The organism is Rhodococcus sp. 06-470-2 (assembly GCF_002258235.1).
GTDB lineage: Bacteria > Actinomycetota > Actinomycetes > Mycobacteriales > Mycobacteriaceae > Rhodococcoides.
Genome location: NZ_NOYB01000001.1, coordinates 1 through 21,774, shown reverse-complemented (window position 1 = coordinate 21,774; position 21,774 = coordinate 1). Strand labels below are relative to the sequence as shown.

22 protein-coding genes are annotated in these 21,774 nt (G+C 64.3%); 20 read left to right on the top strand and 2 right to left on the bottom strand.

Features of this window, described 5'->3' with window-relative positions; genetic code table 11:
- Positions 1–7 precede the first annotated feature (7 nt).
- The 18 genes from thrB (at position 8) to CH276_RS00025 (ending at position 17,233) form a co-directional block, all read left to right on the top strand.
- Positions 8–940 (top strand): homoserine kinase, encoded by a 933-nt coding sequence (gene thrB / locus CH276_RS00115; protein ID WP_032393512.1) that lies wholly within the window; start codon positions 8–10, stop codon positions 938–940.
- A gap of 371 nt (positions 941–1,311) precedes the next feature.
- On the top strand, positions 1,312–3,381 hold the full coding sequence (gene rho, locus CH276_RS00110; RefSeq protein ID WP_441344246.1) for a transcription termination factor Rho: 2,070 nt from the start codon (positions 1,312–1,314) through the stop codon (positions 3,379–3,381).
- A 198-nt stretch (positions 3,382–3,579) separates the two neighbouring features.
- Positions 3,580–3,813 (top strand): 50S ribosomal protein L31, encoded by a 234-nt coding sequence (rpmE, locus tag CH276_RS00105; protein WP_008715081.1) that lies wholly within the window; start codon positions 3,580–3,582, stop codon positions 3,811–3,813.
- Between the two features lie 97 nt (positions 3,814–3,910).
- A complete protein-coding gene (gene prfA / locus CH276_RS00100; RefSeq protein WP_094632242.1) occupies positions 3,911–4,987 on the top strand; it encodes a peptide chain release factor 1 in 1,077 nt (358 codons plus the stop codon).
- Positions 4,988–5,093: 106 nt separating this feature from the next.
- Positions 5,094–5,903, top strand: coding sequence for an SHOCT domain-containing protein (locus CH276_RS00095; protein ID WP_094632240.1), 810 nt, complete (start codon positions 5,094–5,096; stop codon positions 5,901–5,903).
- A 34-nt stretch (positions 5,904–5,937) separates the two neighbouring features.
- On the top strand, positions 5,938–6,822 hold the full coding sequence (prmC, locus tag CH276_RS00090) for a peptide chain release factor N(5)-glutamine methyltransferase (protein WP_032393516.1): 885 nt from the start codon (positions 5,938–5,940) through the stop codon (positions 6,820–6,822).
- A gap of 66 nt (positions 6,823–6,888) precedes the next feature.
- A complete protein-coding gene (locus CH276_RS00085; protein WP_045194476.1) occupies positions 6,889–7,551 on the top strand; it encodes an L-threonylcarbamoyladenylate synthase in 663 nt (220 codons plus the stop codon).
- Positions 7,552–7,569: 18 nt separating this feature from the next.
- Entirely contained in the window at positions 7,570–8,781 is a 1,212-nt protein-coding gene (locus tag CH276_RS00080; protein ID WP_045194478.1) for a glycosyltransferase family 4 protein, read from the top strand.
- A 66-nt stretch (positions 8,782–8,847) separates the two neighbouring features.
- Positions 8,848–9,279: a hypothetical protein gene (locus CH276_RS00075; protein ID WP_045199492.1), complete on the top strand. Its 432-nt coding sequence runs from the start codon at positions 8,848–8,850 to the stop codon at positions 9,277–9,279.
- A 441-nt stretch (positions 9,280–9,720) separates the two neighbouring features.
- A complete protein-coding gene (gene atpB / locus CH276_RS00065; protein ID WP_032393520.1) occupies positions 9,721–10,446 on the top strand; it encodes a F0F1 ATP synthase subunit A in 726 nt (241 codons plus the stop codon).
- Between the two features lie 78 nt (positions 10,447–10,524).
- The gene (locus CH276_RS00060; protein WP_008715092.1) at positions 10,525–10,764 is read left to right on the top strand and encodes an ATP synthase F0 subunit C; all 240 of its coding nucleotides are present in this window, start codon (positions 10,525–10,527) and stop codon (positions 10,762–10,764) included.
- A 7-nt stretch (positions 10,765–10,771) separates the two neighbouring features.
- On the top strand, positions 10,772–11,332 hold the full coding sequence (locus tag CH276_RS00055; RefSeq protein ID WP_032393521.1) for a F0F1 ATP synthase subunit B: 561 nt from the start codon (positions 10,772–10,774) through the stop codon (positions 11,330–11,332).
- Between the two features lie 8 nt (positions 11,333–11,340).
- Complete coding sequence (locus CH276_RS00050) at positions 11,341–12,168, top strand: F0F1 ATP synthase subunit delta (protein ID WP_045194484.1); 828 nt, start codon at positions 11,341–11,343, stop codon at positions 12,166–12,168.
- Positions 12,169–12,256: 88 nt separating this feature from the next.
- A complete protein-coding gene (gene atpA, locus CH276_RS00045) occupies positions 12,257–13,900 on the top strand; it encodes a F0F1 ATP synthase subunit alpha (RefSeq protein ID WP_032393523.1) in 1,644 nt (547 codons plus the stop codon).
- A gap of 52 nt (positions 13,901–13,952) precedes the next feature.
- Positions 13,953–14,924 carry a F0F1 ATP synthase subunit gamma gene (locus CH276_RS00040; protein ID WP_045194485.1) on the top strand — a complete coding sequence of 324 codons (972 nt, stop codon included), beginning with the start codon at positions 13,953–13,955 and terminating at the stop codon, positions 14,922–14,924.
- 3 nt (positions 14,925–14,927) lie between these two features.
- Positions 14,928–16,376, top strand: coding sequence for a F0F1 ATP synthase subunit beta (gene atpD, locus CH276_RS00035; protein WP_027497899.1), 1,449 nt, complete (start codon positions 14,928–14,930; stop codon positions 16,374–16,376).
- Between the two features lie 30 nt (positions 16,377–16,406).
- Positions 16,407–16,766 (top strand): F0F1 ATP synthase subunit epsilon, encoded by a 360-nt coding sequence (locus CH276_RS00030; protein ID WP_032393525.1) that lies wholly within the window; start codon positions 16,407–16,409, stop codon positions 16,764–16,766.
- A gap of 29 nt (positions 16,767–16,795) precedes the next feature.
- Positions 16,796–17,233, top strand: a complete 438-nt coding sequence (locus CH276_RS00025) for a DUF2550 domain-containing protein (protein ID WP_094632238.1) — start codon at positions 16,796–16,798, stop codon at positions 17,231–17,233.
- Here CH276_RS00025 and CH276_RS00020 read toward each other — a convergent pair whose 3' ends face one another.
- Positions 17,234–17,836 carry a cob(I)yrinic acid a,c-diamide adenosyltransferase gene (locus CH276_RS00020; protein ID WP_094632236.1) on the bottom strand — a complete coding sequence of 201 codons (603 nt, stop codon included), beginning with the start codon at positions 17,834–17,836 and terminating at the stop codon, positions 17,234–17,236. It abuts the gene before it with no gap.
- Positions 17,837–17,890: 54 nt separating this feature from the next.
- Between CH276_RS00020 and murA the strand changes: the two genes are divergently transcribed.
- Positions 17,891–19,144, top strand: coding sequence for a UDP-N-acetylglucosamine 1-carboxyvinyltransferase (murA, locus tag CH276_RS00015; protein WP_032393537.1), 1,254 nt, complete (start codon positions 17,891–17,893; stop codon positions 19,142–19,144).
- On the opposite strand, the gene pdxR is transcribed toward murA, so the two are convergent.
- A complete protein-coding gene (gene pdxR, locus CH276_RS00010; RefSeq protein ID WP_094632234.1) occupies positions 19,137–20,537 on the bottom strand; it encodes a MocR-like pyridoxine biosynthesis transcription factor PdxR in 1,401 nt (466 codons plus the stop codon). The genes murA and pdxR overlap by 8 nt on opposite strands.
- 100 nt (positions 20,538–20,637) lie before the next feature.
- Between pdxR and CH276_RS00005 the strand changes: the two genes are divergently transcribed.
- Positions 20,638–21,330 carry a pyridoxamine 5'-phosphate oxidase family protein gene (locus CH276_RS00005; protein WP_094632232.1) on the top strand — a complete coding sequence of 231 codons (693 nt, stop codon included), beginning with the start codon at positions 20,638–20,640 and terminating at the stop codon, positions 21,328–21,330.
- Positions 21,331–21,774: the final 444 nt, after the last annotated feature.

Genomic DNA, 21,774 nt, shown 5'->3' with positions numbered 1-21,774 from the left:
TCCGGCCATGACGACGACACTGCCCATCGGGCTGACGGTCACCGCGCGCGTCCCGGCGTCGAGTGCCAACATCGGGCCCGGATTCGACAGTCTCGGAATCGCTTTGGGGCTGTACGACGAGATCGAGGTCAAGACCACCGCGTCGGGACTTCGGATTCACGTCGACGGTGAGGGTTCGGCGGACGTGCCGTGGGGCCCGACGCATCTGGTGGTGCGCGCCATCGAGCGGGGACTCGAAGCGGCCGGAGTGTGGGCCGACGGACTGGATGTGCACTGCCGCAACGCAATTCCCCATTCGAGGGGGCTCGGATCCTCGGCGTCGGCTGTGGTCGGGGGCCTGGCGGCTGCCAATGCGCTCGCTGCGAAGGTGGATCGGTCGCTCGCGCTGTCGGAGGGCCAGCTCGTCCAGCTGTCGTCGGAATTCGAGGGTCATCCCGACAACGCGTCCGCGAGTTGCCTCGGCGGTGCGGTCGTGTCGTGGAGCGAACCGCCCAATGCCAGTGTGACGGCGCGCAAGTACGCGGCCGTTCGGCTCGAGGTGCACCCGAGCATCAAGGTCGTCGTGCTTGTACCGTCCGAGCGCTCGTCGACGTCGCACACCCGGGGACTGTTGCCCGAGTTGGTGCCCCATCGCGACGCGGCCTTCAATGTCAGCCGAAGTGCACTCGCGGTGGTGGCGCTGACCGAGCGTCCGGATCTGTTGATGTCCGCGACGGAGGACCTGCTGCATCAAGGTCAGCGTGCTCAGGCGCTGCCCGACACCACGCGCTGGATCGCCACCTTGCGCGCGCGGTCCATCGCAGCCGTGGTGTCCGGCGCGGGCCCGACGGTCATGGCGCTGTGCACCGACGAGTTTCCGGCCGATCTGCGCGAGGCCGCGTCGGCCGAGGGGTGGCGAGTGCTCGACCTCGACGTGGCCGACGGAGTCACCGTCGCGTGACGAACACCGAGTAGGGTTCTTGCCGAGTGGGGACAACGGCGCTATGGTGAACCCTGTCCGTACATCGTGCGCTTCAGACGCCGGTTTCGTCAGGGCAATCAGGTCGCTGTATTCGGGGGATTCAAACGTCCGAGTGATGTGACGCTCCTGACTCGATCCTACCCGTGGTTCTCTGCGGTCGAGGATCGATGGTGTCGTCGACGGAGTGCGTCGAACATGAACGGCAATATCCGAGTTCGGCAGAACGCCGAACTGCGGAACGAACCCTCGGCTGCGCATCGAGCGAGCGAGGGAAGGAAAGGACCTCCGTGACCGATACGGAACTTATCTCTGCGCCCGAAACGTCACGCCGACGTGCAGGCCTGTCCGGAATGGTTCTCACCGAGCTGCGCAGCCTCGCTGGTGAACTGGGCATCAAGAGCATTTCCGGCATGCGCAAGGGCGATCTGATCGCTGCGATCTCCGAGCGTCAGTCGGGCAGTGCACCGGCCAAGTCGGACGCGCCGAAATCCGATGCACCGAAGTCCGACGCACCGAGGTCGCGTCGTGCCGCTGCGTCCGCGCCTGCCGTCGAAGATCGGCCTGCAGTGGAGGCGGCACCGAAGCAGTCGACTCCCGAAGCGCCGTCCGCGGACGCACCCGTGACGCAATCGGGCGATGCTGCCGATTCCGCCCCCGAGACGGGTCGCCGCACCCGCGGCCGTCGGGCCGCGGGTCGCCGCGCAGGTGCCCCCGATCAACTGCCACTCGACGACAGCAACGATTCGGCCGGATCCGCTCCCGCGGCCGCCGATTCGGCTGCAGCAGCGCCGCAGGCCGAGAAGTCGGACGAGACCGGGGACAATGCCGCCACCGAGCGTCCCCGTCGTAGTCGCGGCGAACGCAACCGCCAGGACGGGTCGGAGCGCGAACCGCGTGACGCCGACGGCAACCGCGACAACGCCAACCGTGACTCGGGAAGCCGGAATCAAGGCGACCGGGACGGCTCCAACCGCGAGAACGGTAACCGAGACAACGGAAACCGCAATCAGGGTGATCGGGACAATTCCAACCGTGACGGCGGCGGGCGCAATCAGGGCGGGCGCAATCGCAATCAGGGCGACGGTCGCAACGACAACCGCAACGAGGATCGCAACAACGGCCCGCGCGACAACCGCGACAACAACCAGGACGACGACGGCGAAGGCCGCGGACGTCGGGGACGTCGGTTCCGCGAACGCCGTCGCGGTCGCGACCGTGGCGACGGCAACGACGGTGGCGGTGGCCGCGAGCGCGACACCGAGATCCGCGAGGACGACGTTCTTCAGCCGGTAGCCGGCATCCTCGACGTTCTCGACAACTACGCGTTCGTCCGGACTTCCGGCTACCTGGCCGGACCGAACGACGTCTACGTTTCGATGAACCTGGTCCGCAAGAACGGCCTTCGACGCGGCGACGCGGTCACCGGTGCGGTTCGCGTGGCACGCGAAGGTGAGCAGTCGAGCCAGCGGCAGAAGTTCAATCCGCTCGTGCGACTGGACACCGTCAACGGGGGAGAGGTCGAGGCCGCGCGCAAGCGTCCGGAATTCGGCAAGCTCACCCCGCTGTACCCCAATCAGCGACTGCGCCTCGAGACGCAGCAGAACATCCTGACCACGCGCATCATCGACCTGGTGATGCCGATCGGCAAGGGCCAGCGCGCACTCATCGTCAGCCCGCCCAAGGCAGGTAAGACGAGCGTTCTGCAAGCCATCGCCAACGCGATCGCGATCAACAACCCCGAGTGCTACCTGATGGTCATCCTCGTCGACGAGCGTCCCGAGGAAGTGACGGACATGCAGCGCTCCGTCAAGGGCGAGGTCATTGCCTCGACGTTCGACCGGCCGCCGGGCGACCACACGGCGGTGGCCGAGTTGGCGATCGAGCGGGCCAAGCGTCTGGTCGAAGCCGGCCAGGACGTGGTGGTTCTGCTCGACTCGATCACTCGTCTGGGACGTGCGTACAACAACAGCTCGCCCGCATCGGGCCGAATCCTGTCCGGTGGTGTCGACTCGACCGCGCTGTACCCGCCGAAGCGATTCCTCGGTGCGGCTCGAAACATCGAGCACGGCGGATCGTTGACGATCATTGCCACGGCCATGGTCGAAACCGGATCCACCGGTGACACCGTGATCTTCGAGGAGTTCAAGGGCACCGGTAACGCCGAGCTCAAGCTCGATCGCAAGATCGCCGAACGCCGCGTGTTCCCGGCAGTGGACATCAACCCGTCGAGCACCCGTCACGACGAGCTGCTCCTTGCTCCCGACGAGGCTGCCGTCGTGCACAAGCTGCGGCGCGTGTTGTCCGGACTGGACTCGCATCAGGCCATCGACCTGCTGGTCGACCGTTTGAAGAAGAGCAAGAACAACCTCGAGTTCCTGATGGAAGTCTCCAAGACTGCGCCGGGCGGGGCGAACGACTGACGGTTGTTCCCCGGACGTCGCGTCCGGGGAACAAGCCGACAGGTGCGCGCGTTGTAAGGTTCTGTCGGCACAGAAGTACCGGCGATTAGCAGGTCAGATGCACGCTCTGGCATAATCAACGGCCGAGTCCGGTTCCGGTTCACGTCTTCGATCGGCGAAGACGACCCGGCGACCACTAGAGAGAACGGTAAGGACACCATGAAGGCAGGAATTCACCCCGACTACACACTGACGACAGTCGTCTGTGGTTGCGGCAATACTTTCGAGACCCGAAGCACCACCGACAAAGAGCGCATCAGCGTCGAGGTCTGCTCGCAGTGCCACCCCTTCTACACCGGCAAGCAGAAGATTCTCGACACCGGCGGCCGCGTCGCTCGCTTCGAGGCTCGCTACGGCAAGCGCGCCGGCAAGAAGGCCGACGCAGACAGCTAGCTGTTTCGCCGACGCCCGTCCTGTGCATCACAGGGCGGGCGTCGGCTTTTTTGTGTCCACATTCAGTTGCACCCGCGTTCGAGAGTGAGTCACCACCATGGCGAGAACAGATAAGCCTTCGGCCATCGACGACATCCTCGCCGAACACTCCGGACTCGAGCAGCAACTCGCCGACCCGGCTCTGCACAACGATCCGTCCGCGGCCCGCAGAGCGGGCAAGAGATTCGCCGAACTGGCCCCCATCATGTCCGCGCACACCAAGCTGACCTCCGCGCAGGACGACCTCGAAGCCGCACGGGAGTTGGCGGCCGACGATTCGTCGTTCGCGGCCGAGATTCCCGACCTCGAAGCGACGGTGCTGCAGCTCGAGCAGACTCTGACCGACCTGCTGGCACCGCGCGATCCGCACGACGGCGACGACATCGTGATGGAGGTCAAGTCGGGTGAGGGCGGCGAGGAGTCGGCGCTCTTCGCGGCCGATCTCGCGCGGATGTACGTGCGCTACGCCGAACGTCGCGGGTGGCGCGTGGAGGTGCTCGACGCGAACGTCTCCGACCTTGGCGGGTACAAGGACGCGACGTTGTCGATCAAGACCAAGGATCCCCTCGACGGCGTCTGGGCACGGCTGAAGTTCGAGGGCGGAGTTCACCGCGTCCAACGGGTACCGGTGACCGAATCGCAGGGGCGTGTACACACCTCTGCGGCAGGCATCCTGGTGTACCCCGAACCGGACGAGGTCGGAGAGGTACAGATCGACGAGTCCGACTTGCGTATCGACGTGTACCGCTCGTCGGGCAAGGGTGGACAGGGCGTCAACACCACCGACTCCGCAGTCCGGCTCACGCACCTGCCCACGGGCATCGTGGTCACCTGCCAGAACGAGCGCTCGCAGCTGCAGAACAAGGCGCGCGCGATGCAGGTTCTCGCCGCTCGCCTACAGGCGGCCGCGGAGGAAGCGGCCAACGAAGAGGCCTCGGCCGGTCGAGCCAGCCAGGTGCGTACCGTCGACCGCTCGGAGCGGATCAGAACCTACAACTACCCCGAGAACCGCATCACCGATCACCGCATCGGCTTCAAGGCACATAACCTCGACGCTCTGCTCGACGGGGAAATGGATGCGTTGCTCGACGCGCTCGCCAAGGCAGACCGCGATGCGCGCATGCAGGCAGAGTAGCTGCGGCGCAAAGCTTTACAGATTTCGCCGGGCTGATTCACGGATCGGTGCGTTACCCTGGCGGCCAGGTTCGACCCCGTAACAGCGCCCGAGAGGCACACCAGAGATGAACCAGGCCCTGACCCCTGCAGGCGAGAACGCCGTGTCCGAGCTGTCGGCGCGCTACGGCGTCTCGACCGACGCCGTCCGCACCATGCTCGACGCCGTCAACAACGGCCGCGGTAGCATGGCGCAGTTCAACATTCCCGAGCTCGGCGGCAGTGGGCAATGGATGCGCGGCGGAATGACCATGGTGGGCAACATGTTCGATCACGGACTCAAGAGCCGGGTCGACGGCCTCTGCCGCGATCTGTCTGCGGTGCTCTCGCAGCATCAGGTGTACCCACCCAGAGAGACCGGCAGCGGCTTGTTCGGTGGCAACTCGTTCGGCGGCGGATCGTGGTGGCCGTCGGATCTCGGTACGCCGAGCTCGAGCGGTGGTCAGAACGGCTCGCAGTACGCCGTGTTCCCGGGTTCTCGACGCCTCGCCGTGTCGGTCGGCGGCGAACTGGCCGTGTACGACACTCTCGATCACTCCATCGGCGGGGTTCAGCAACAGCAGGGCGGTGGACCGGGCTCGCTGGAGTTCACCAGCCAGTACGGCACGTTCACCGCCGGCAGCCTGCCTCGCGTCGACCAGCAGTCGAGTGGAACGAACTCGCAGAACCAGCCGGCACCGCAATCCGCCCCGCCGCCCCACGCGCACGCGTCGTCCTCGGAACCGTCCTCGAACCAATCGCTCCGGAGCAACCCGTCGGGTGTTGACATCTCCGACATCACGGCGGCGATCGAGGCGCTGGCGGGTCTGCACGCGAAAGGCTTCCTGACCGACGACGAGTTCCACGCCAAGAAGTCGGAGTTGCTGGGGCGCTTGTGACCGGGCTGTCGGAGCCTCGTGGCAGTCTGTACGAGTGAGCCGAAAGCCGTTACGTCTGGCCATCCTCGAAGCAACATCGATGCTCGATGCTGCCGGTGTGCCGAGCCCACGGGTCGATGCGGAGCTGCTCGCCGCACACCTCGTCGGAGTCGATCGCGGCCGTCTCGGTCTGGTGCCGCTCGTGGAACCCGAGCTCGTCGAGGCGTACTTCCGAACCGTCGAGCAACGCGCCAAACGCATTCCGCTGCAATACATCACGGGAACCACGTCGCTGGGCAACATCGACGTCGAAGTAGGACCGGGCGTGTTCGTGCCCCGACCGGAAACCGAATTGTTGTTGGCCTGGGCTCTGGCGTTCCTCGAAAACGTCGACCACCACCCGCCGGTGATTCTCGATCTGTGTACGGGCTCGGGGGCATTGGCACTGGCGATCGCAAACGCTCGGCCAGACGCCGTCGTCCATGCCGTCGAACTCGACCCGTCGGCATTGGCGTGGGCCCGGCGCAATGCCGATCTGCGCAGTGGCCTCGGTGATACCCCGATCGCACTGCACCACGGCGACGTCACGGCCCGTGACCTGTTGACCGAGCTCGACGGTGCAGTCGACATGATCGTCGCCAACCCGCCCTACATCCCGGAGGGGGCAGAACTCGATCCCGAGGTGATCGACCACGATCCACACATGGCGCTGTTCGGCGGTGCGGACGGACTGTCGGTCATCGAACCGATGATCGCCAACATCGCCCGTTGGCTTCGGGTCGGCGGTGGCGTCGCGATCGAACACGACGACTCCAATGGCAGCGAGGTTGCGGCGTTGCTGTCCAGGCGACGAGTGTTCACCGAGGTCACCGCGCATCCGGATCTGGCGGGTAGGCCCCGGTTCGTCGTCGCCGCACGGGCACATCCGGCCTCGGCCTGACGACGGGAACGGCAGGCGGGCGACACCTGACATCACTTCGTTATCGAAGGTGGAAGGATAGGTGCCGTGAGTACCGTCTACGACTGCCGTGAAGCCGACGCGCGCGCTGCCGGATTGACCGCTGCCCGCGGTGCCCTCAAGTCCGGCCGACTCGTCGTGATGCCTACCGACACCCTGTACGGGATCGCCGCCGATGCATTCGACGGCAGCGCCGTCACGGATCTGCTCCGCGCGAAGGGCAGGGGACGCGACATGCCCGTGCCCGTGCTCGTCGGATCGTGGAACACCATCGACGGACTGGTCCAGAGCGTCCGACCACGCACCCGAGATCTCATTCGTGCCTTCTGGCCCGGCGCACTGAGCATCGTCGTGCAGCAGGCTCCATCCCTGGCCTGGGATCTGGGCGACGCCCAGGGCACCGTCATGTTGCGGATGCCGCTGCACCCGGTTGCACTCGAGCTGTTGCGCGAGGTCGGCCCACTCGCTGTGTCCAGCGCCAACATCTCCGGCAGTCCACCCGCCACCACCGTGACGGAGGCACGAGAACAACTGGGCGGCTCGGCCGCTGTCTATCTGGACGGGGGACCGGCCGATCACGCGGTGGCGTCGACCATCATCGATCTGACGAGCGATCGAGCTCGAATTCTGCGGGTCGGTGCAATCCCCACCGAGAAGATTGCCGAGGTTCTCGGTGTCACCGCCGAAAGCCTGGTCCCGGGAGCGTCCTGACATGCCTGTCCGCGCCGCATGAGCGTCGAAATGCTGGCTCAGTCGAACCTGGGTGCAGGTGTTCCGATCCGCGAGCTGCTGCTGGTCTTTCTCACTGCCGCAGTGGTCACGTTCTTCGCCACCGGCGGGGTCCGCGTAGCCGCCGTCAAGTTCGGGGCCGTCGCCGTTCCACGTGATCGTGACGTCCACGTACAGGCGACCCCGAGGCTCGGGGGAGTGGGCATCTACGTGGGCATGCTGGCTGCGCTGCTGTTCGCGTCGCAGCTGCCCGCTCTGGCACGTGGATTCGATGTCGCCTACAACCGCGACATCCCGGCCGCGCTGGTCGCGGGCTTCGTGATCGTGCTCGTCGGCGTCATCGACGACCGATGGGGTCTGGACGCCCTCACCAAGTTCGTCGGCCAGGTAACGGCAGCGGGCGTGCTGGTGATCATGGGTGTCAGTTGGGTCGTCTTGTATCAGCCGTGGGGAGGCGAGCCCGGTCAGCCGGGCAGCACCCTGGTTCTCGATCAACTGCAGGCCGGATTGGTGACGGTTCTGATCACCGTCGTGATCGTCAATGCGATGAACTTCGTCGACGGTCTCGACGGTCTGGCGGCCGGTCTCGGGCTCATTTCCTCGGTGGCCATCTGCATCTTCTCGGTGGGGTTGCTGCAAGAGCAGGGAGGCGACGTCGGCGTCTACCCACCGGCGCTGATCGCAGCGGCGCTGGCGGGCGCGTGCCTGGGGTTCCTGCCGCACAATTTTCAGCCCGCGCGCATCTTCATGGGAGATTCGGGCTCCATGCTCATCGGGCTGACGCTGGCCACGATCTCGACGAGCGCCTCGGGGCGGATCCCGCTGACGGCGTACGGTCCACGAGATCTGTTGGGTTTGCTGTCGCCGCTGCTGCTGGTCGGGGCGGTGATGCTCATTCCGATCCTCGACCTGCTGCTGGCTGTCATCCGCCGCACCCGAGCAGGGCGCAGTCCCTTCAGTCCCGACAAGATGCATTTGCACCATCGGCTGCTCCAGATCGGACATTCGCACCGCCGGGTGGTGCTGGTGATCTATCTGTGGGTCGGTGTCCTCGCTTTCGGGGCGGTGGGGTCGTCCCTGTTGGATCGCCGAATCGTGGTGCTCCTGGTCGCGGCCGGCCTGGTGTTCGCGCTGGTCGTCACCGCTGTACCCACACTGAGGGTGGATCGATCGCATGGGTCGCGAGTACGAAGCGCTCGACGGGGCGGTTGATCCCGTCGGCTGTTCGCGGTCGCGTGCTGGGTACCCTCGACAACTGTGACCTTCACTCCGCAGTCCATGCCCGATCAATTCGCGCCGCTGCGCGCCGCAGTCCGATACGGACTCATCGGACTGGTGGTGCTGACCGTGGTGAGTGTGGGCATATCCGTGGCCGCGGCTGGAACGCCCGGCCTGTGGGGATCGATCATCGGCGTGGCCATCGGCGGAGGCTTCGTCATCACGACGGCGTTGTCGGTTGCTCTGACCACGCGTTTCCCGGCCTCGGCGGTAGGAGCCCTGTTGTTGGGCGGTTGGTTGGTGAAGATGGTGATCGCCCTGATCGTGCTGGTCGCACTCAAGGATGCCGACTTCTACAACCGTTACTCGTTGGGACTGACCATTCTGGGAGCACTCGTCGTCGTTCTCGGTGCGGAGGTCTTCGGGGTCGTCAAGACCAAGGTGGCCTACGTGGACAGCGTCCCCGCCGAGGACAAGACCGACGATCGGTAGTACGACAGCCTGTCGTAATCGGTTAAGCTGAGGGCCGCCTACACAACGTCGTAGTTCTGTTGATAAAGTTTGCATCAAGCGGCGGGCAAGACCGGGACGAAAGAGACTTTTTCCCCGGACTCGACCCCCGCAGGTAGCAGTCAGCGTGAGCTTCCTTACAGTAGGCCCGGAGTCATCGACTTCGGCAACGTAAGGTTCCGCCCTGAGAGTTGCCGAGTCGACGTGAGTCGCCGACACCCGACAGACGCTTGGCCGATGAAGACCGGGCCTCAGCCTCTGACGATTGCGAGCCGATTTTCGTCGACTTGATAGATCGTCATTGTCCGATCGAACCGCAGTCGTTACCCGGCTGCGGCCCGAACACGGGAGAGACCGCTGAGCGTCACCACCCTGGCTGCGGAATACAGTCCGCCGTCACTATCCGATTTCTTTCCTCCCGCGGTGCTGTTCGAGGGGACCCCGTTCGAGCTCGACAGGCTGATGCTCATCCGCATCCTGATGTCGGCGATTCTGATCATCTTCATGGTGGTTGCCCTCCGCAGCCCGAAGATCGTTCCGCGTGGTCTTCAGAACGTCGGAGAGATCGCTCTCGATTTCGTTCGGATCCACGTCGCAGAAGATGTGCTCGGTAAAGAACAGGGCCGTCGGTTCCTGCCCGTCATCATGACCATCTTCTTCACTGTGTTCGCGGTGAACGCGAGCGCCGTCATTCCGTTTCTGAACATCTCGTCGAATGCCCGCATCGGTCTACCGATCGTGCTCGCCGCGGTCGCGTACGTCGCGTTCATCTACGCAGGTGTCAAGAAGTTCGGTGTCGGAAAGTTCGTCAAGGGCACCATCGTCATCCCGGGCATTCCGCCCGCGATGCACGTGCTGCTGATCCCGCTCGAGTTCGTCTCGAACTTCGTACTCCGTCCGTTCACGCTGACGGTGCGTCTGCTCGCCAACATGCTGGCCGGCCACATCATGCTCGTGCTGTTCTTCAGCGCGACCCAGTTCTTCCTCTTCGAGGCGTCGGCCGGGCTGAAGATTTTCGCTGCACCCTCGCTCATCATGGGCTTCTTGTTCACGATGTTCGAGATGCTGGTGATCTTCCTCCAGGCCTACATTTTCGCGCTGCTCACGGCGATCTACATCGATCTGTCGCTGCACGCCGACTCGCACTGACCGACCAACTGACCGAACCAGCTACACCGCCACTTCCGACACCCGGATGTGGACCGAAGAAAGGGAACGGAAAACCCAATGAGCCTTGAAGTTCTGGCCCAGGCGCAGGAAATCACCGCAAGCGGATACGGCGCCATCGGCTACGGCCTCGCAGCGATCGGCGGTGGCATCGGCCTCGGCCTGGTCGTCGCCAAGAACATGGAAGCAACCGCTCGTCAGCCCGAGCTGGCCGGTCAGCTCCGTACCACCATGTTCCTCGGCATCGCATTCACCGAGTCCCTCGCCCTGATCGGCCTCGTCGCCGGCTTCATTCTCTGAGAGCGCGATGACAAACGCGATTACGTTGCTGGCGGCGGAGGGGGAGGAATACAACCCTCTTCTGCCCGCAACCTACGACATCGTTTGGTCGATCGTCTGTGTCGCGGCAATCGGCTTCCTCTTCTGGAAGTACGTGGTGCCGCGCTTCACCAAGGTTCTCGCTGAGCGTTCCGAGCTCATCGAAGGCGGAATCAAGAAGGCCGAAGAGGCACAGGCAGAAGCCAAGGCTGCACTCGAGCAGTACCACGCTCAGCTGGCCGACGCCCGTTCCGAGGCCGCGCAGATCCGTGAGGAAGCGCGCACCCAGGGGCAGGCGATTCTCGCCGAGATGAAGGAAAAGGCGCAGGAAGAAAGCGACCGGATCGTGGCTGCAGGTCACAATCAGCTCGTTGCTCAGCGTCAGCAGATCGTCACCGAACTTCGTGGCGACCTCGGACGCACGGCCGTCGAACTCGCCGAGAAGGTCATCGGAGAGCAGCTGTCCGACGACGCGAAGCGTTCCAGTTCGATCGATCGCTTCCTCAACGAGTTGGATTCCGTCACCGCGGACTCCGCATCCGGAAAGTGAGTCGAACCATGTACGCAACTTCTCGTGAGGCACTCGCTCGCACGCGGTCGGTCGCCCACGAAGCTCTGGGGTCCGCGTCGGCAGGCGAGGCAACAGCCGTCGCTGCTCAGACCGGTGCCGAGTTGTTCGCCGTCGTCGAGACTCTCGACGCGCAGCGCACGTTGCGTACCGCTCTTGCCGACTCGTCGGTCGAGGGCGTTCGGCGAAGCGATCTGGCCGGAGAGGTCTTCTCCGGCCAGGTGTCGAGTGCAACGGCGACGATCGTCAAGGCCGCGGCAGGCGAAAGCTGGTCCAACGCCCGTGACCTGCTGAACTCGCTGGTCGAGCTGGGTCGTGAAGCTCTGCTTCGCGCCGCGGCCGATCAGGATCAGTTGGACACGGTCGAGGACGAACTGTTCCGGCTCGGACGGATCATCGCTGCCAACCCGCAGCTCGAGCAGGCCCTGTCGGATCGCTCGAAGCCTTCGCAGGCCAAGCGCGAACTGCTCGGTCGTCTGCTCTACGGCAAGGTCACCGCGGTCACCGAGGCGCTCGCAGTTCAGGCTGTGACGCGTCCGGGGAAGGCGGCCCCCGCCGACGTACTCAACGGTCTGGCCGATCTGGCCGCCGAACAGCGCGACCGCGCGGTGGCACACGTCCGGAGCGCAGCACCACTGAGCGACAGTCAGCTCGAGAAGCTGACGGCCACCTTGACCCGCACGTACGGCAAGCAGGTCACGGTGCATGTCGAGGTCGATACCGAACTGCTCAGCGGACTTGTCGTTCGTATCGGCGACGAGGTCATCGACGGTAGCGGGGCAGGCCGCCTCGCTGCATTGCGAAAGACGCTCAAATAGTCCGACACGGACACAGTAACGAGAAGAAGCGTCTCGACTTTCGAGACATTTCACCCCGCGATCATTTGAAGGAAGAGCAGGAAACACTATGGCGGAGCTGACGATCTCCTCCGACGAGATCCGTAGCGCGATCGATAACTTCACCGCGAGCTACTCACCGGAGTCTTCCCGCGAGGAGGTCGGCACGGTTACGGACACGAGCGACGGAATCGCTCACGTGTCCGGATTGCCGTCGGCGATGTCCAACGAACTGCTGGAATTCCCCGGCGGAGTCCTCGGTGTCGCGCTGAACCTGGATGCCACCGAAATCGGTGCCGTCATCCTCGGTGACTACGAGCACATCGAAGAAGGCCAGGAAGTCAAGCGCACCGGAGACGTGCTGTCGGTCCCCGTGGGCGACGGCTACCTCGGCCGCGTCGTCGATCCTCTGGGCAAGCCCATCGACGGCCTCGGCGACATCGAGTCCTCCGAGACCCGCGCCCTCGAACTGCAGGCTGCCTCGGTGCTCGAGCGTCAGCCCGTCGAGGAGCCGCTGCAGACCGGCATCAAGGCGATCGACGCCATGACCCCGATCGGCCGCGGCCAGCGTCAGCTCATCATCGGCGACCGCAAGACCGGCAAGACCGCGGTCTGCATCGACGCGATCCTGAACCAGAAGGCCAACTGGGAGAGCGGTGACGAGAAGAAGCAGGTTCGCTGCATCTACGTCGCCATCGGCCAGAAGGGCTCCACGATCGCAGGCGTCAAGGCTGCACTCGAAGAGCAGGGCGCACTCGAATACACGACCATCGTCGCGGCTCCCGCGTCCGATTCGGCCGGCTTCAAGTGGCTCGCCCCGTACACCGGCTCGGCCATCGGCCAGCACTGGATGTACCAGGGCAAGCACGTCCTCATCGTGTTCGACGACCTGACCAAGCAGGCCGAGGCGTACCGCGCCATCTCGCTGCTGCTGCGCCGCCCGCCGGGCCGCGAGGCATACCCCGGTGACGTCTTCTACTTGCACTCCCGTCTGCTGGAGCGTTCGGCGAAGCTGTCCGACGAGCTCGGTGGCGGATCGTTGACGGCTCTGCCGATCATCGAGACCAAGGCCAACGACGTCTCGGCGTACATCCCGACCAACGTCATCTCCATCACCGACGGCCAGGTCTTCCTGGAATCGGACCTGTTCAACAAGGGCGTCCGTCCCGCGATCAACGTCGGCATCTCGGTGTCCCGAGTCGGCGGCGCGGCACAGACCAAGGGCATGAAGAAGGTCTCCGGATCTCTTCGCCTCGAGCTCGCTCAGTTCCGCGAGCTGGAAGCTTTCTCGGCGTTCGCTTCCGACCTCGACGCGGCCTCCAAGGCACAGCTCGAGCGCGGCGCACGTCTGGTCGAACTGCTCAAGCAGGATCAGTACGCCCCGGTTGCCGTCGAAGATCAGATCGTCTCGATCTGGCTCGCAGGCCAGGGTACGTACGACTCGGTGCCCGTCGGCGACGTCCGTCGCTTCGAGACCGAGCTGCTCGAGGATCTGCACCGCAACGCCGGCGGCGTCTACGACAGCATTGCCGGCGGCAAGGCCCTCGACGAGGACAACCAGAAGGCACTGACCGAGGCGACCGAGAAGTTCAAGGCCGGATTCGTCGATTCGGACGGCAACCGCGTCGTCAACGAAGCGGAGGCCGACACTCTGAACGCCGATGAGGTCAGCCAGGAGCAGGTCAACGTCACCCGCAAGACAGTCAGCAAGTAGGCCGGCGATGACAGGTGACAAGACGAGTACAGAAGGGAGCGTGAACAGCTAGATGGCAAGCATTCTCGAGCTTCGCTCCCGCATCAAGTCGGTCAACTCGACCAAGAAGATCACCAAAGCACAAGAGTTGATCGCGACATCGCGAATCACCAAGGCTCAAGCCCGCGTTGCCGCATCGAAGCCGTATGCGGAAGAGATCACCAAGGTGCTCTCCGCATTGGCGAGTGCATCGAGCTCGCTCGATCACCCGCTGCTCAACGAGCGACCCGAGCCCAAGCGTGCTGCGGTTCTGGTCGTGACCAGCGACCGCGGTATGTGCGGCGGCTACAACTCCAACGTGCTCAAGGAGACGGAGGAGCTGTTCCAGCTGCTCCGTTCCGAGGGCAAGGATCCGGTCATCTACGTCCTCGGCGCAAAAGGCCTGGGCTACTACACATTCCGCGAGCGGGATGTGAAGGGTGCCTGGACGGGCTTCTCGCAGGAGCCCGGATATGCCGACGCGGCCAAGGCGAGCAGGCACCTGGTCGAGCTGTTCATGGCCGGCTCGGGCACCGAGGTCGACGCTCCCAACGGTGAAGGCACCGTCGAGGGCGTGGACGAGTTGCACATCGTCTACACCCGCTTCGTGTCGATGCTCACGCAGAAGCCCGAAGTCCGCCGTATGGCACCGCTCGAAATCTCGTACACCGACGAGGAATTCGAGATGGGTGCAGATGCGCTGAGCGACTCGCCGAACGCAGATGTGCAGGCACAGTACGAGTTCGAGCCGGAAGCAGGAACTCTGCTCTCGGCGCTGCTGCCCAAGTACATCAGCACCAGGATCTACGCGTCGTTGCTAGACGCAGCAGCGTCGGAGTCCGCGGCGCGTCGTACCGCCATGAAGGCAGCGACGGACAACGCGAACGAATTGGTCGAGACCCTGAGCCGCCAGGCCAACCAGGCTCGGCAGGCCCAGATCACCCAGGAAATCAGCGAAATCGTCGGTGGCGCCAACGCGTTGGCCGACAGCGCAGGAAGTGACTAAGCAATGACCGCAGCAGTAGCCCAAGAGAACGCGAGCGGAGCGGACACACAGTCCGGCCGTGTCGTTCGGGTCATCGGCCCCGTTGTGGACGTCGAGTTCCCGCGCGGCTCGATTCCCGCACTGTTCAACGCCCTCAACGCAGAGATCACTCTGCCGACCGTGGCCAAGACCCTGACGCTCGAGGTCGCACAGCACCTCGGCGACAACCTGGTTCGCACCATCTCGATGCAGCCCACCGACGGACTCGTCCGCGGCACTGCAGTCGTCGACTCGGGCAAGCCGATCTCGGTTCCCGTCGGTGACGTCGTCAAGGGCCACGTGTTCAACGCCCTCGGTGACTGCCTGGACACCCCCGGACTCGGCCGCGACGGCGAGCAGTGGGGCATCCACCGGAAGCCACCAGCCTTCGATCAGCTCGAGGGCAAGACAGAGATCCTCGAGACCGGCATCAAGGTCATCGACCTTCTGACCCCGTACGTCAAGGGCGGAAAGATCGGATTGTTCGGTGGTGCCGGTGTCGGCAAGACCGTTCTGATCCAGGAAATGATCACTCGTATCGCACGCGAGTTCTCCGGCACCTCGGTGTTCGCAGGAGTCGGCGAGCGCACCCGTGAGGGCACCGACCTTCACCTCGAGATGGAAGAGATGGGCGTCCTCCAGGACACCGCCCTCGTCTTCGGCCAGATGGACGAGCCGCCCGGCACGCGTATGCGCGTGGCGTTGTCGGCACTGACCATGGCGGAGTACTTCCGCGATGTTCAGGGACAGGACGTTCTTCTGTTCATCGACAACATCTTCCGCTTCACCCAGGCCGGTTCGGAGGTGTCGACCCTTCTCGGTCGTATGCCGTCGGCCGTCGGTTACCAGCCCACGCTGGCGGACGAGATGGGTGAGCTCCAGGAGCGCATCACCTCGACCCGTGGACGCTCGATCACCTCGCTGCAGGCGATCTACGTTCCCGCCGACGACTACACCGACCCGGCCCCGGCCACGACGTTCGCGCACCTCGATGCGACGACCGAGCTCTCGCGTCCGATTTCGCAGATGGGTATCTACCCCGCTGTGGACCCGCTGAGCTCCACCTCGCGCATCCTCGAGCCCGGCATCGTCGGCGCGGAGCACTTCCGCGTCGCCAACGAGGTCAAGCGGATCCTGCAGAAGTACAAGGAACTGCAGGACATCATCGCCATCCTCGGTATGGACGAGCTTCAGGAAGAGGACAAGGTTCTGGTCGGCCGCGCACGTCGCCTCCAGAAGTTCCTCGGCCAGAACTTCATCGTTGCCGAGAAGTTCACCGGCGAGGCCGGTTCGGTCGTGTCGCTCTCCGACACCATCGAGGCATTCGACAAGGTCACCAAGGGTGAGTACGACCACCTTCCTGAGCAGGCCTTCAACAGCTGTGGCGGTCTCGACGATGTCGAGGCAGCCGCGAAGAAGATGGCCGGAAAGTAGACCGACGTGACTTCTTCCGAGAAGAGCGGCATGGAGGTCTCCCTGGTCGCTGTGGAGCAAAAGCTGTGGTCCGGTACCGCGACCATCGTCAGCGCCCAGACCACCGAAGGTGAGATCGGCATCATGCTGGGCCACGAGCCCGTCCTCGGTCAGTTGATCGAGGGTGGCACGGTGTCGATCACGACCACGGACGGCGAGAAGCTCATCGCAGCCGTCCACGGTGGATTCCTGTCGGTGACGGGCAAGACGGTCACCGTGCTGGCAGAATCGGCCGATTTCGCCGACGACATCGATGTCGAGGCGGCACGGGCTGTAGTGGCAGAGAACGGCGACGACGTCGAGGCCATTGCGGTGGCCAAGGGTCGTATCCGCGCTGTCGAGCGGTCCTAGGTTCACGAGAAGCCGCGACGAGACCTGCGATGCACGACGGATTGATTGTTCTGATCATTCTGGTTGTGCTGCTCGCAGGGCTCGTCGCGGCTTTCGCGTACCGTCTGATGGTTCTTCGCCGCGGTGGAACCGCGGCGATCATGCGGGTGTTGCCGTCGGACGGCGGCGCAGGTTGGCGCCACGGCATCATCCGGTACGGCGACAACACGCTCGTCTTCTTCAAGCTGTCTAGTCTTCGCCCCGGCCCTGATCACCGCCTGGGTCGGCAGGACATTCACGTGGGTGATCGACGAGCCCCACGGGACACCGAGTTCGACATCATGACTCCCGACATCGCGGTGTTGGAACTGTCAGACAACGGCAAATATTTCGAGATCGCCCTGGACAGAAGTGCGTTGACCGCTTTCCTGTCCTGGGTCGAGTCTCGGCCCTCCGGCCGCTCGCGTCGCCGCAGGCCTGCGGCCTGATCAGCTCTCGTCTGTAGCCGGTTCACCCGGCGTGCGGCTCGATCCGGGGACCCACTGGACGTCGCCTTCGGGGTTGGCGTAGCGGCTCAGAATGAACAGTAGGTCCGAGAGTCGGTTGAGGTATTTCGCGGGCAAGGCACTCGTTGTCTCCGGGCTTGCGTGCACAGCAGCCCACGCCGACCGCTCCGCGCGTCGGGCCACCGTTCGCGATACGTGAAGCAGCGCTCCCAGCGGCGTTCCGCCGGGCAGGATGAACGACGTCAGTGCAGGAAGATCCTCGTTGAACTCGTCGCACCACCCTTCGAGGCGGTCCACGTAGCTCTGATCGATGCGCAGTGGCGGGTACTGCGGATTCTCGACGACCGGAGTCGACAGATCGGCGCCCGCGTCGAAAAGATCGCTCTGGATCGTGCGGATCACCGAGTGGACCGATTCGGGCGGGTTGCCCAGTGCGAGAACCACACCGAGGCTGGCGTTGGTCTCGTCGCAGTCAGCGTAGGCAATCAGTCGTTCGTCGTTCTTGGACACCCTCGAGAAATCGCTCAGCCCGGTGGTCCCGTCGTCGCCGGTTCTCGTATAGATGCGGGTGAGGTGGACGGCCATGGGCGCTACGGTACCGCGCGGGTGTCGGCCGGTCCCGCTGGCTACGCTGTCGACGTGAGTGAACGCTTTTTGGTCAACGGTGGTAATCGCCTCGTCGGTGAGGTGGCGGTCGGTGGTGCGAAGAACAGCGTCCTCAAATTGATGGCGGCGGCGCTGCTGGCAGAGGGTACGAGCACGATCACCAATTGCCCCGACATCCTGGACGTGCCACTGATGGCAGAGGTGTTGCGTGGGCTCGGCTGTGAGGTCGAGTTGGAGGGATCGGTCGTTCACATCACCACGCCTGCCATGCCGAAGTATCACGCCGATTTCGCGGCAGTCCGCCAGTTCCGAGCGTCGGTCTGCGTGTTGGGACCGCTGGTTGCGCGGTGCAAGCGAGCAGTTGTGGCACTGCCGGGTGGTGACGCGATCGGGTCGCGTCCCCTCGACATGCACCAGTCGGGTCTTCAATTGCTCGGGGCGCGCAGCGAGATTCAGCACGGGTGTGTCGTCGCCGAAGCAGACGAATTGCGCGGCGCGAACATCAGACTGGCTTTTCCGTCCGTCGGTGCCACCGAGAACATCCTGATGGCCGCAGTCCTGGCCACCGGGGAGACGGTCATCGACAACGCCGCGCGTGAGCCGGACATCGTCGACGTGTGCAACATGCTCAACGAGATGGGTGCCGACGTCCGTGGTGCAGGCACGTCGACCTTGACCATCCGTGGTGTGAGCGCGCTGAAGCCGACGACCCATCGGGTGATCGGCGATCGCATCGTTGCTGCGACCTGGGGAATCGCCGCTGCCATGACGCGTGGGGATGTGCGAGTCCGTGGTGTCAATCCCAAGCACCTGTCGTTGGTGTTGGACAAGCTGAGATCTGCCGGTGCCGAGGTCACCAGCGAGCCGGACGGCTTCCGCGTCGTTCAGCGCGAGCGGCCGCGGGCGGTCAATTTCGCGACGCTTCCGTATCCAGGGTTCCCGACCGACCTGCAGCCGATGGCCATCGGGCTTGCAACCGTCGCCGACGGCACGTCGATGATCACCGAGAACGTCTTCGAGGCTCGATTCCGGTTCGTCGAGGAGATGATCAGGCTGGGGGCCGACGCGCGTACCGATGGACACCATGCGGTGGTTCGCGGTGTGCCGCAGCTGTCCAGTGCGCCGGTGTGGTCCTCCGATATCCGAGCCGGAGCGGGTCTTGTGCTCGCGGGATTGGTGGCCGACGGCACGACGGAGGTGCACGACGTGTTTCACATCGATCGCGGTTATCCGAGATTCGTGGAGAACCTGAGTGCACTCGGTGGCAGCATCGAGCGGGTCAGCTGAGTAGCGCGGCTTCCAGCGCCTCGACCAATATGATGATGGCATAATCCAATTCGTCGTCGGAGACGGAGCCGTATCCGACGACGATTCCACCGCGCGCTGTGGGCGAGCGGGTCGAGTGCTCGAGCGTCGGTACGTCCACACCCTTCGTGGCGCAGGACGTAGCGACGGCACGGGCTGCGTCGTCGGAATCGAGTACCAACACCGTGTGCAGTCCGGCTCCTACTCCCCGGAGCTCGCCGAACCTGGCCAGCGCTGCGGCGACCATGCGGTCGCGGGTGCGATAGAGCCGTCGCGCCGTTCGAACGGCTCTGTCCCATTCGCCGTCCCGCAGCATCGACGTCATTGCCTGCTGAACGGGAACCGATGGAAGATCGCCGATTGCGCGGCGCGTTGCCGAGATGCGGTCGACCATCGACCGGGGTGCCACCATCCAGCCGAGACGTATCCCGGCACCGAGGGTCTTGGAGACGGTGCCGAGGTAGACGGTTCGGTCGGGTGCCAATTCGGCCACAGTGGGTAAAGGTGCTGCACCGTAGCGAAATTCGGAGTCGTAGTCATCCTCGATGATCATCGAATCGTTGTCGCGGGCCCAGTCTGCAAGGGCGCGCCGGCGACCGATGGGCATGAAGGCCCCGGTCGGGTACTGGTGCGACGGCGTGACGTACACCGCTGGTGTCCGCGGGGGAGCCGAGCCGAGCTGTTCGACGATCAGGCCGGCGCCGTCGACGGGAACGTCGTGTACCGACCATCCGCGGTGCGTCGCAAGCGCAGCAGCGGACTTGTAGCCCGGATTCTCCAGTGCCAGAACATGTTCGATCGACTCGGCAACCGAAAGCGCACCCAGGGCGAGATCGAGACCATGGATGCTGCCCGTCGTGATCACGATCGACGCCGGGGTGGTGTGAAGGCCGCGTGCGCGGCGCAGAAGCTCGGCGACGCGAGTTCTGAGCTCGAGCGTGCCGGCAGAATCGGGATAGTCGGCCGGGGGCGGTGTGCTGCCGACGTCGCGCCATGCGCGCTTCCAGGCATCCGACGCCGAGGGGGGAGTCCACGGGATTCCCGGACGGAGCGATATGCGCGGGGGAGTTCGTGGTGGTGCTTGTGCACTCGGCGACACCGCCACCGACCGACCTGCGCGGGGGATACGTCGGACATAGTTGCCCGAACCGCGCCGGGGATCGAGCCATCCTTCCGCGACGAGCTGTTCGTAAGCCTTCTCCACGACCGCACGCGCAATGCCCAGATCGACGGAAAGTGCTCGGGTACTGGGTAATCGAGAATCGGGTTCCAGCTCTCCGTCGTCGATTGCGGATCGGATGCGATCGGCCAACTGGACGGGAAGCGTCCGAGAGTCGGCGCGGTCGATGGTGATCGACAGAGAGATCGGGAGCATGGAGCTTCGGTATCCCTTGGCTTTCTCGACGAAGTGGCCTGAACAAGTTTGCCTTGATTGGACCATGACAGAAGGCCACTTGTCCGGCATCTTGTGAATCATGACAGTCGACGACGTGCCTCTTTCCCCGACAGCGCGAACCGTAGTGATGCGGGGTAGCAGCCGTGCCAGCCTCGAACGGGCAACGTTGCTCGACGTCCTACGCTCGGCGCGCATCTGTCATGTCGGCGTGGTCGTGGCTGGATTGACTCGCGTCGTACCGACGGTGTTCGGCGTGGATCCCAACGGTCCGGACAGGGAGGGCACGCTGTATCTCCACGGATCAGTGGCATCACGCAGCATGATCGATGCTCCCGAGCAGGACATCTGCGTCACTACGACCGTCGTCGACGGACTCGTCCTTGCTCGATCGGCATTCCACCATTCGATGAATTACCGAAGTGCGGTCGTGGTCGGCCGGCCCCGCAGAGTGGAGGACGCCGATGAACGGATTCGGGCGCTGGACGCGATAGTCGATCAGGTGGTCCCCGGAAGAAGCGCGCATCTGCGTTCGCATACGAGGAAGGAGCTTGCTGCGACCGCGGTACTGGCGCTTCCTATGTACGAGGCGTCGGTGAAATCGCGGACCGGTGGACCCGTCGACGACGACCGTGACATTCGACAGAGCGACGTGTGGGCGGGCGTCGTCCCGGTGTGGGAGGCGCTCGGTGACGCCGAACCTGCCGAGGATCTCGCGGAAGACATACCGGTGCCGGACCATGTAGATGCCATGGGCCGGAACGTATTTCGGTAGTGAACGCTGTTGCGTGAGAGGCAGTTCGGGTTGTGGCTGTCATCACATATGGTTGTTGCAGCGTGTGGCGGGATCGATGACGTGACGCTACGAGGTCGAGCTGCGCAAATGCCCCGAGACCGTCGGTCGACCTGCCGATTTGCGTTGGTGTGGTTGGTGGCGTAACTTTTGTCGAGTCAGAGCGACGGACACCGACCCGGTCTTCACGGACTGGGTGAACGAGGTTGGACGTGTGGCTCGGCAGGTTGTGTCCCCCAAGAGTCGGGCCTTGTGTCCGAGACCAAGCTGGGATACGCTGGAACAGTTGCCCTCGAGGCCGACGGACTGTGTGTTCGTGGGGTGAGAGTGTGTGCGTGTTCTTTGAGAACTCAACAGTGTGTCGATGAATGTCAGTGCCGAAATTATTTTGGTGAAAGCATTCGATGTATCAGCCATCCGCTTGTG

What these genes read in the sequence shown, in the direction of transcription:
- thrB (WP_032393512.1), top strand. Translation starts at nt 8, where the DNA reads ATGACGACGACACTGCCCATCGGGCTGACGGTCACCGCGCGCGTCCCG.
- CH276_RS00095 (WP_094632240.1), top strand. Translation starts at nt 5,094, where the DNA reads ATGAACCAGGCCCTGACCCCTGCAGGCGAGAACGCCGTGTCCGAGCTG.
- CH276_RS00030 (WP_032393525.1), top strand. Translation starts at nt 16,407, where the DNA reads ATGGAGGTCTCCCTGGTCGCTGTGGAGCAAAAGCTGTGGTCCGGTACC.
- rho (WP_441344246.1), top strand. Translation starts at nt 1,312, where the DNA reads ATGGTTCTCACCGAGCTGCGCAGCCTCGCTGGTGAACTGGGCATCAAG.
- CH276_RS00055 (WP_032393521.1), top strand. Translation starts at nt 10,772, where the DNA reads ATGACAAACGCGATTACGTTGCTGGCGGCGGAGGGGGAGGAATACAAC.
- CH276_RS00040 (WP_045194485.1), top strand. Translation starts at nt 13,953, where the DNA reads ATGGCAAGCATTCTCGAGCTTCGCTCCCGCATCAAGTCGGTCAACTCG.
- CH276_RS00060 (WP_008715092.1), top strand. Translation starts at nt 10,525, where the DNA reads ATGAGCCTTGAAGTTCTGGCCCAGGCGCAGGAAATCACCGCAAGCGGA.
- CH276_RS00050 (WP_045194484.1), top strand. Translation starts at nt 11,341, where the DNA reads ATGTACGCAACTTCTCGTGAGGCACTCGCTCGCACGCGGTCGGTCGCC.
- CH276_RS00020 (WP_094632236.1), bottom strand. Translation starts at nt 17,836, where the DNA reads ATGGCCGTCCACCTCACCCGCATCTATACGAGAACCGGCGACGACGGG.
- CH276_RS00025 (WP_094632238.1), top strand. Translation starts at nt 16,796, where the DNA reads ATGCACGACGGATTGATTGTTCTGATCATTCTGGTTGTGCTGCTCGCA.
- CH276_RS00075 (WP_045199492.1), top strand. Translation starts at nt 8,848, where the DNA reads ATGCCCGATCAATTCGCGCCGCTGCGCGCCGCAGTCCGATACGGACTC.
- prfA (WP_094632242.1), top strand. Translation starts at nt 3,911, where the DNA reads ATGGCGAGAACAGATAAGCCTTCGGCCATCGACGACATCCTCGCCGAA.
- CH276_RS00005 (WP_094632232.1), top strand. Translation starts at nt 20,638, where the DNA reads ATGACAGTCGACGACGTGCCTCTTTCCCCGACAGCGCGAACCGTAGTG.
- atpA (WP_032393523.1), top strand. Translation starts at nt 12,257, where the DNA reads ATGGCGGAGCTGACGATCTCCTCCGACGAGATCCGTAGCGCGATCGAT.
- rpmE (WP_008715081.1), top strand. Translation starts at nt 3,580, where the DNA reads ATGAAGGCAGGAATTCACCCCGACTACACACTGACGACAGTCGTCTGT.
- atpD (WP_027497899.1), top strand. Translation starts at nt 14,928, where the DNA reads ATGACCGCAGCAGTAGCCCAAGAGAACGCGAGCGGAGCGGACACACAG.
- CH276_RS00080 (WP_045194478.1), top strand. Translation starts at nt 7,570, where the DNA reads ATGAGCGTCGAAATGCTGGCTCAGTCGAACCTGGGTGCAGGTGTTCCG.
- pdxR (WP_094632234.1), bottom strand. Translation starts at nt 20,537, where the DNA reads ATGCTCCCGATCTCTCTGTCGATCACCATCGACCGCGCCGACTCTCGG.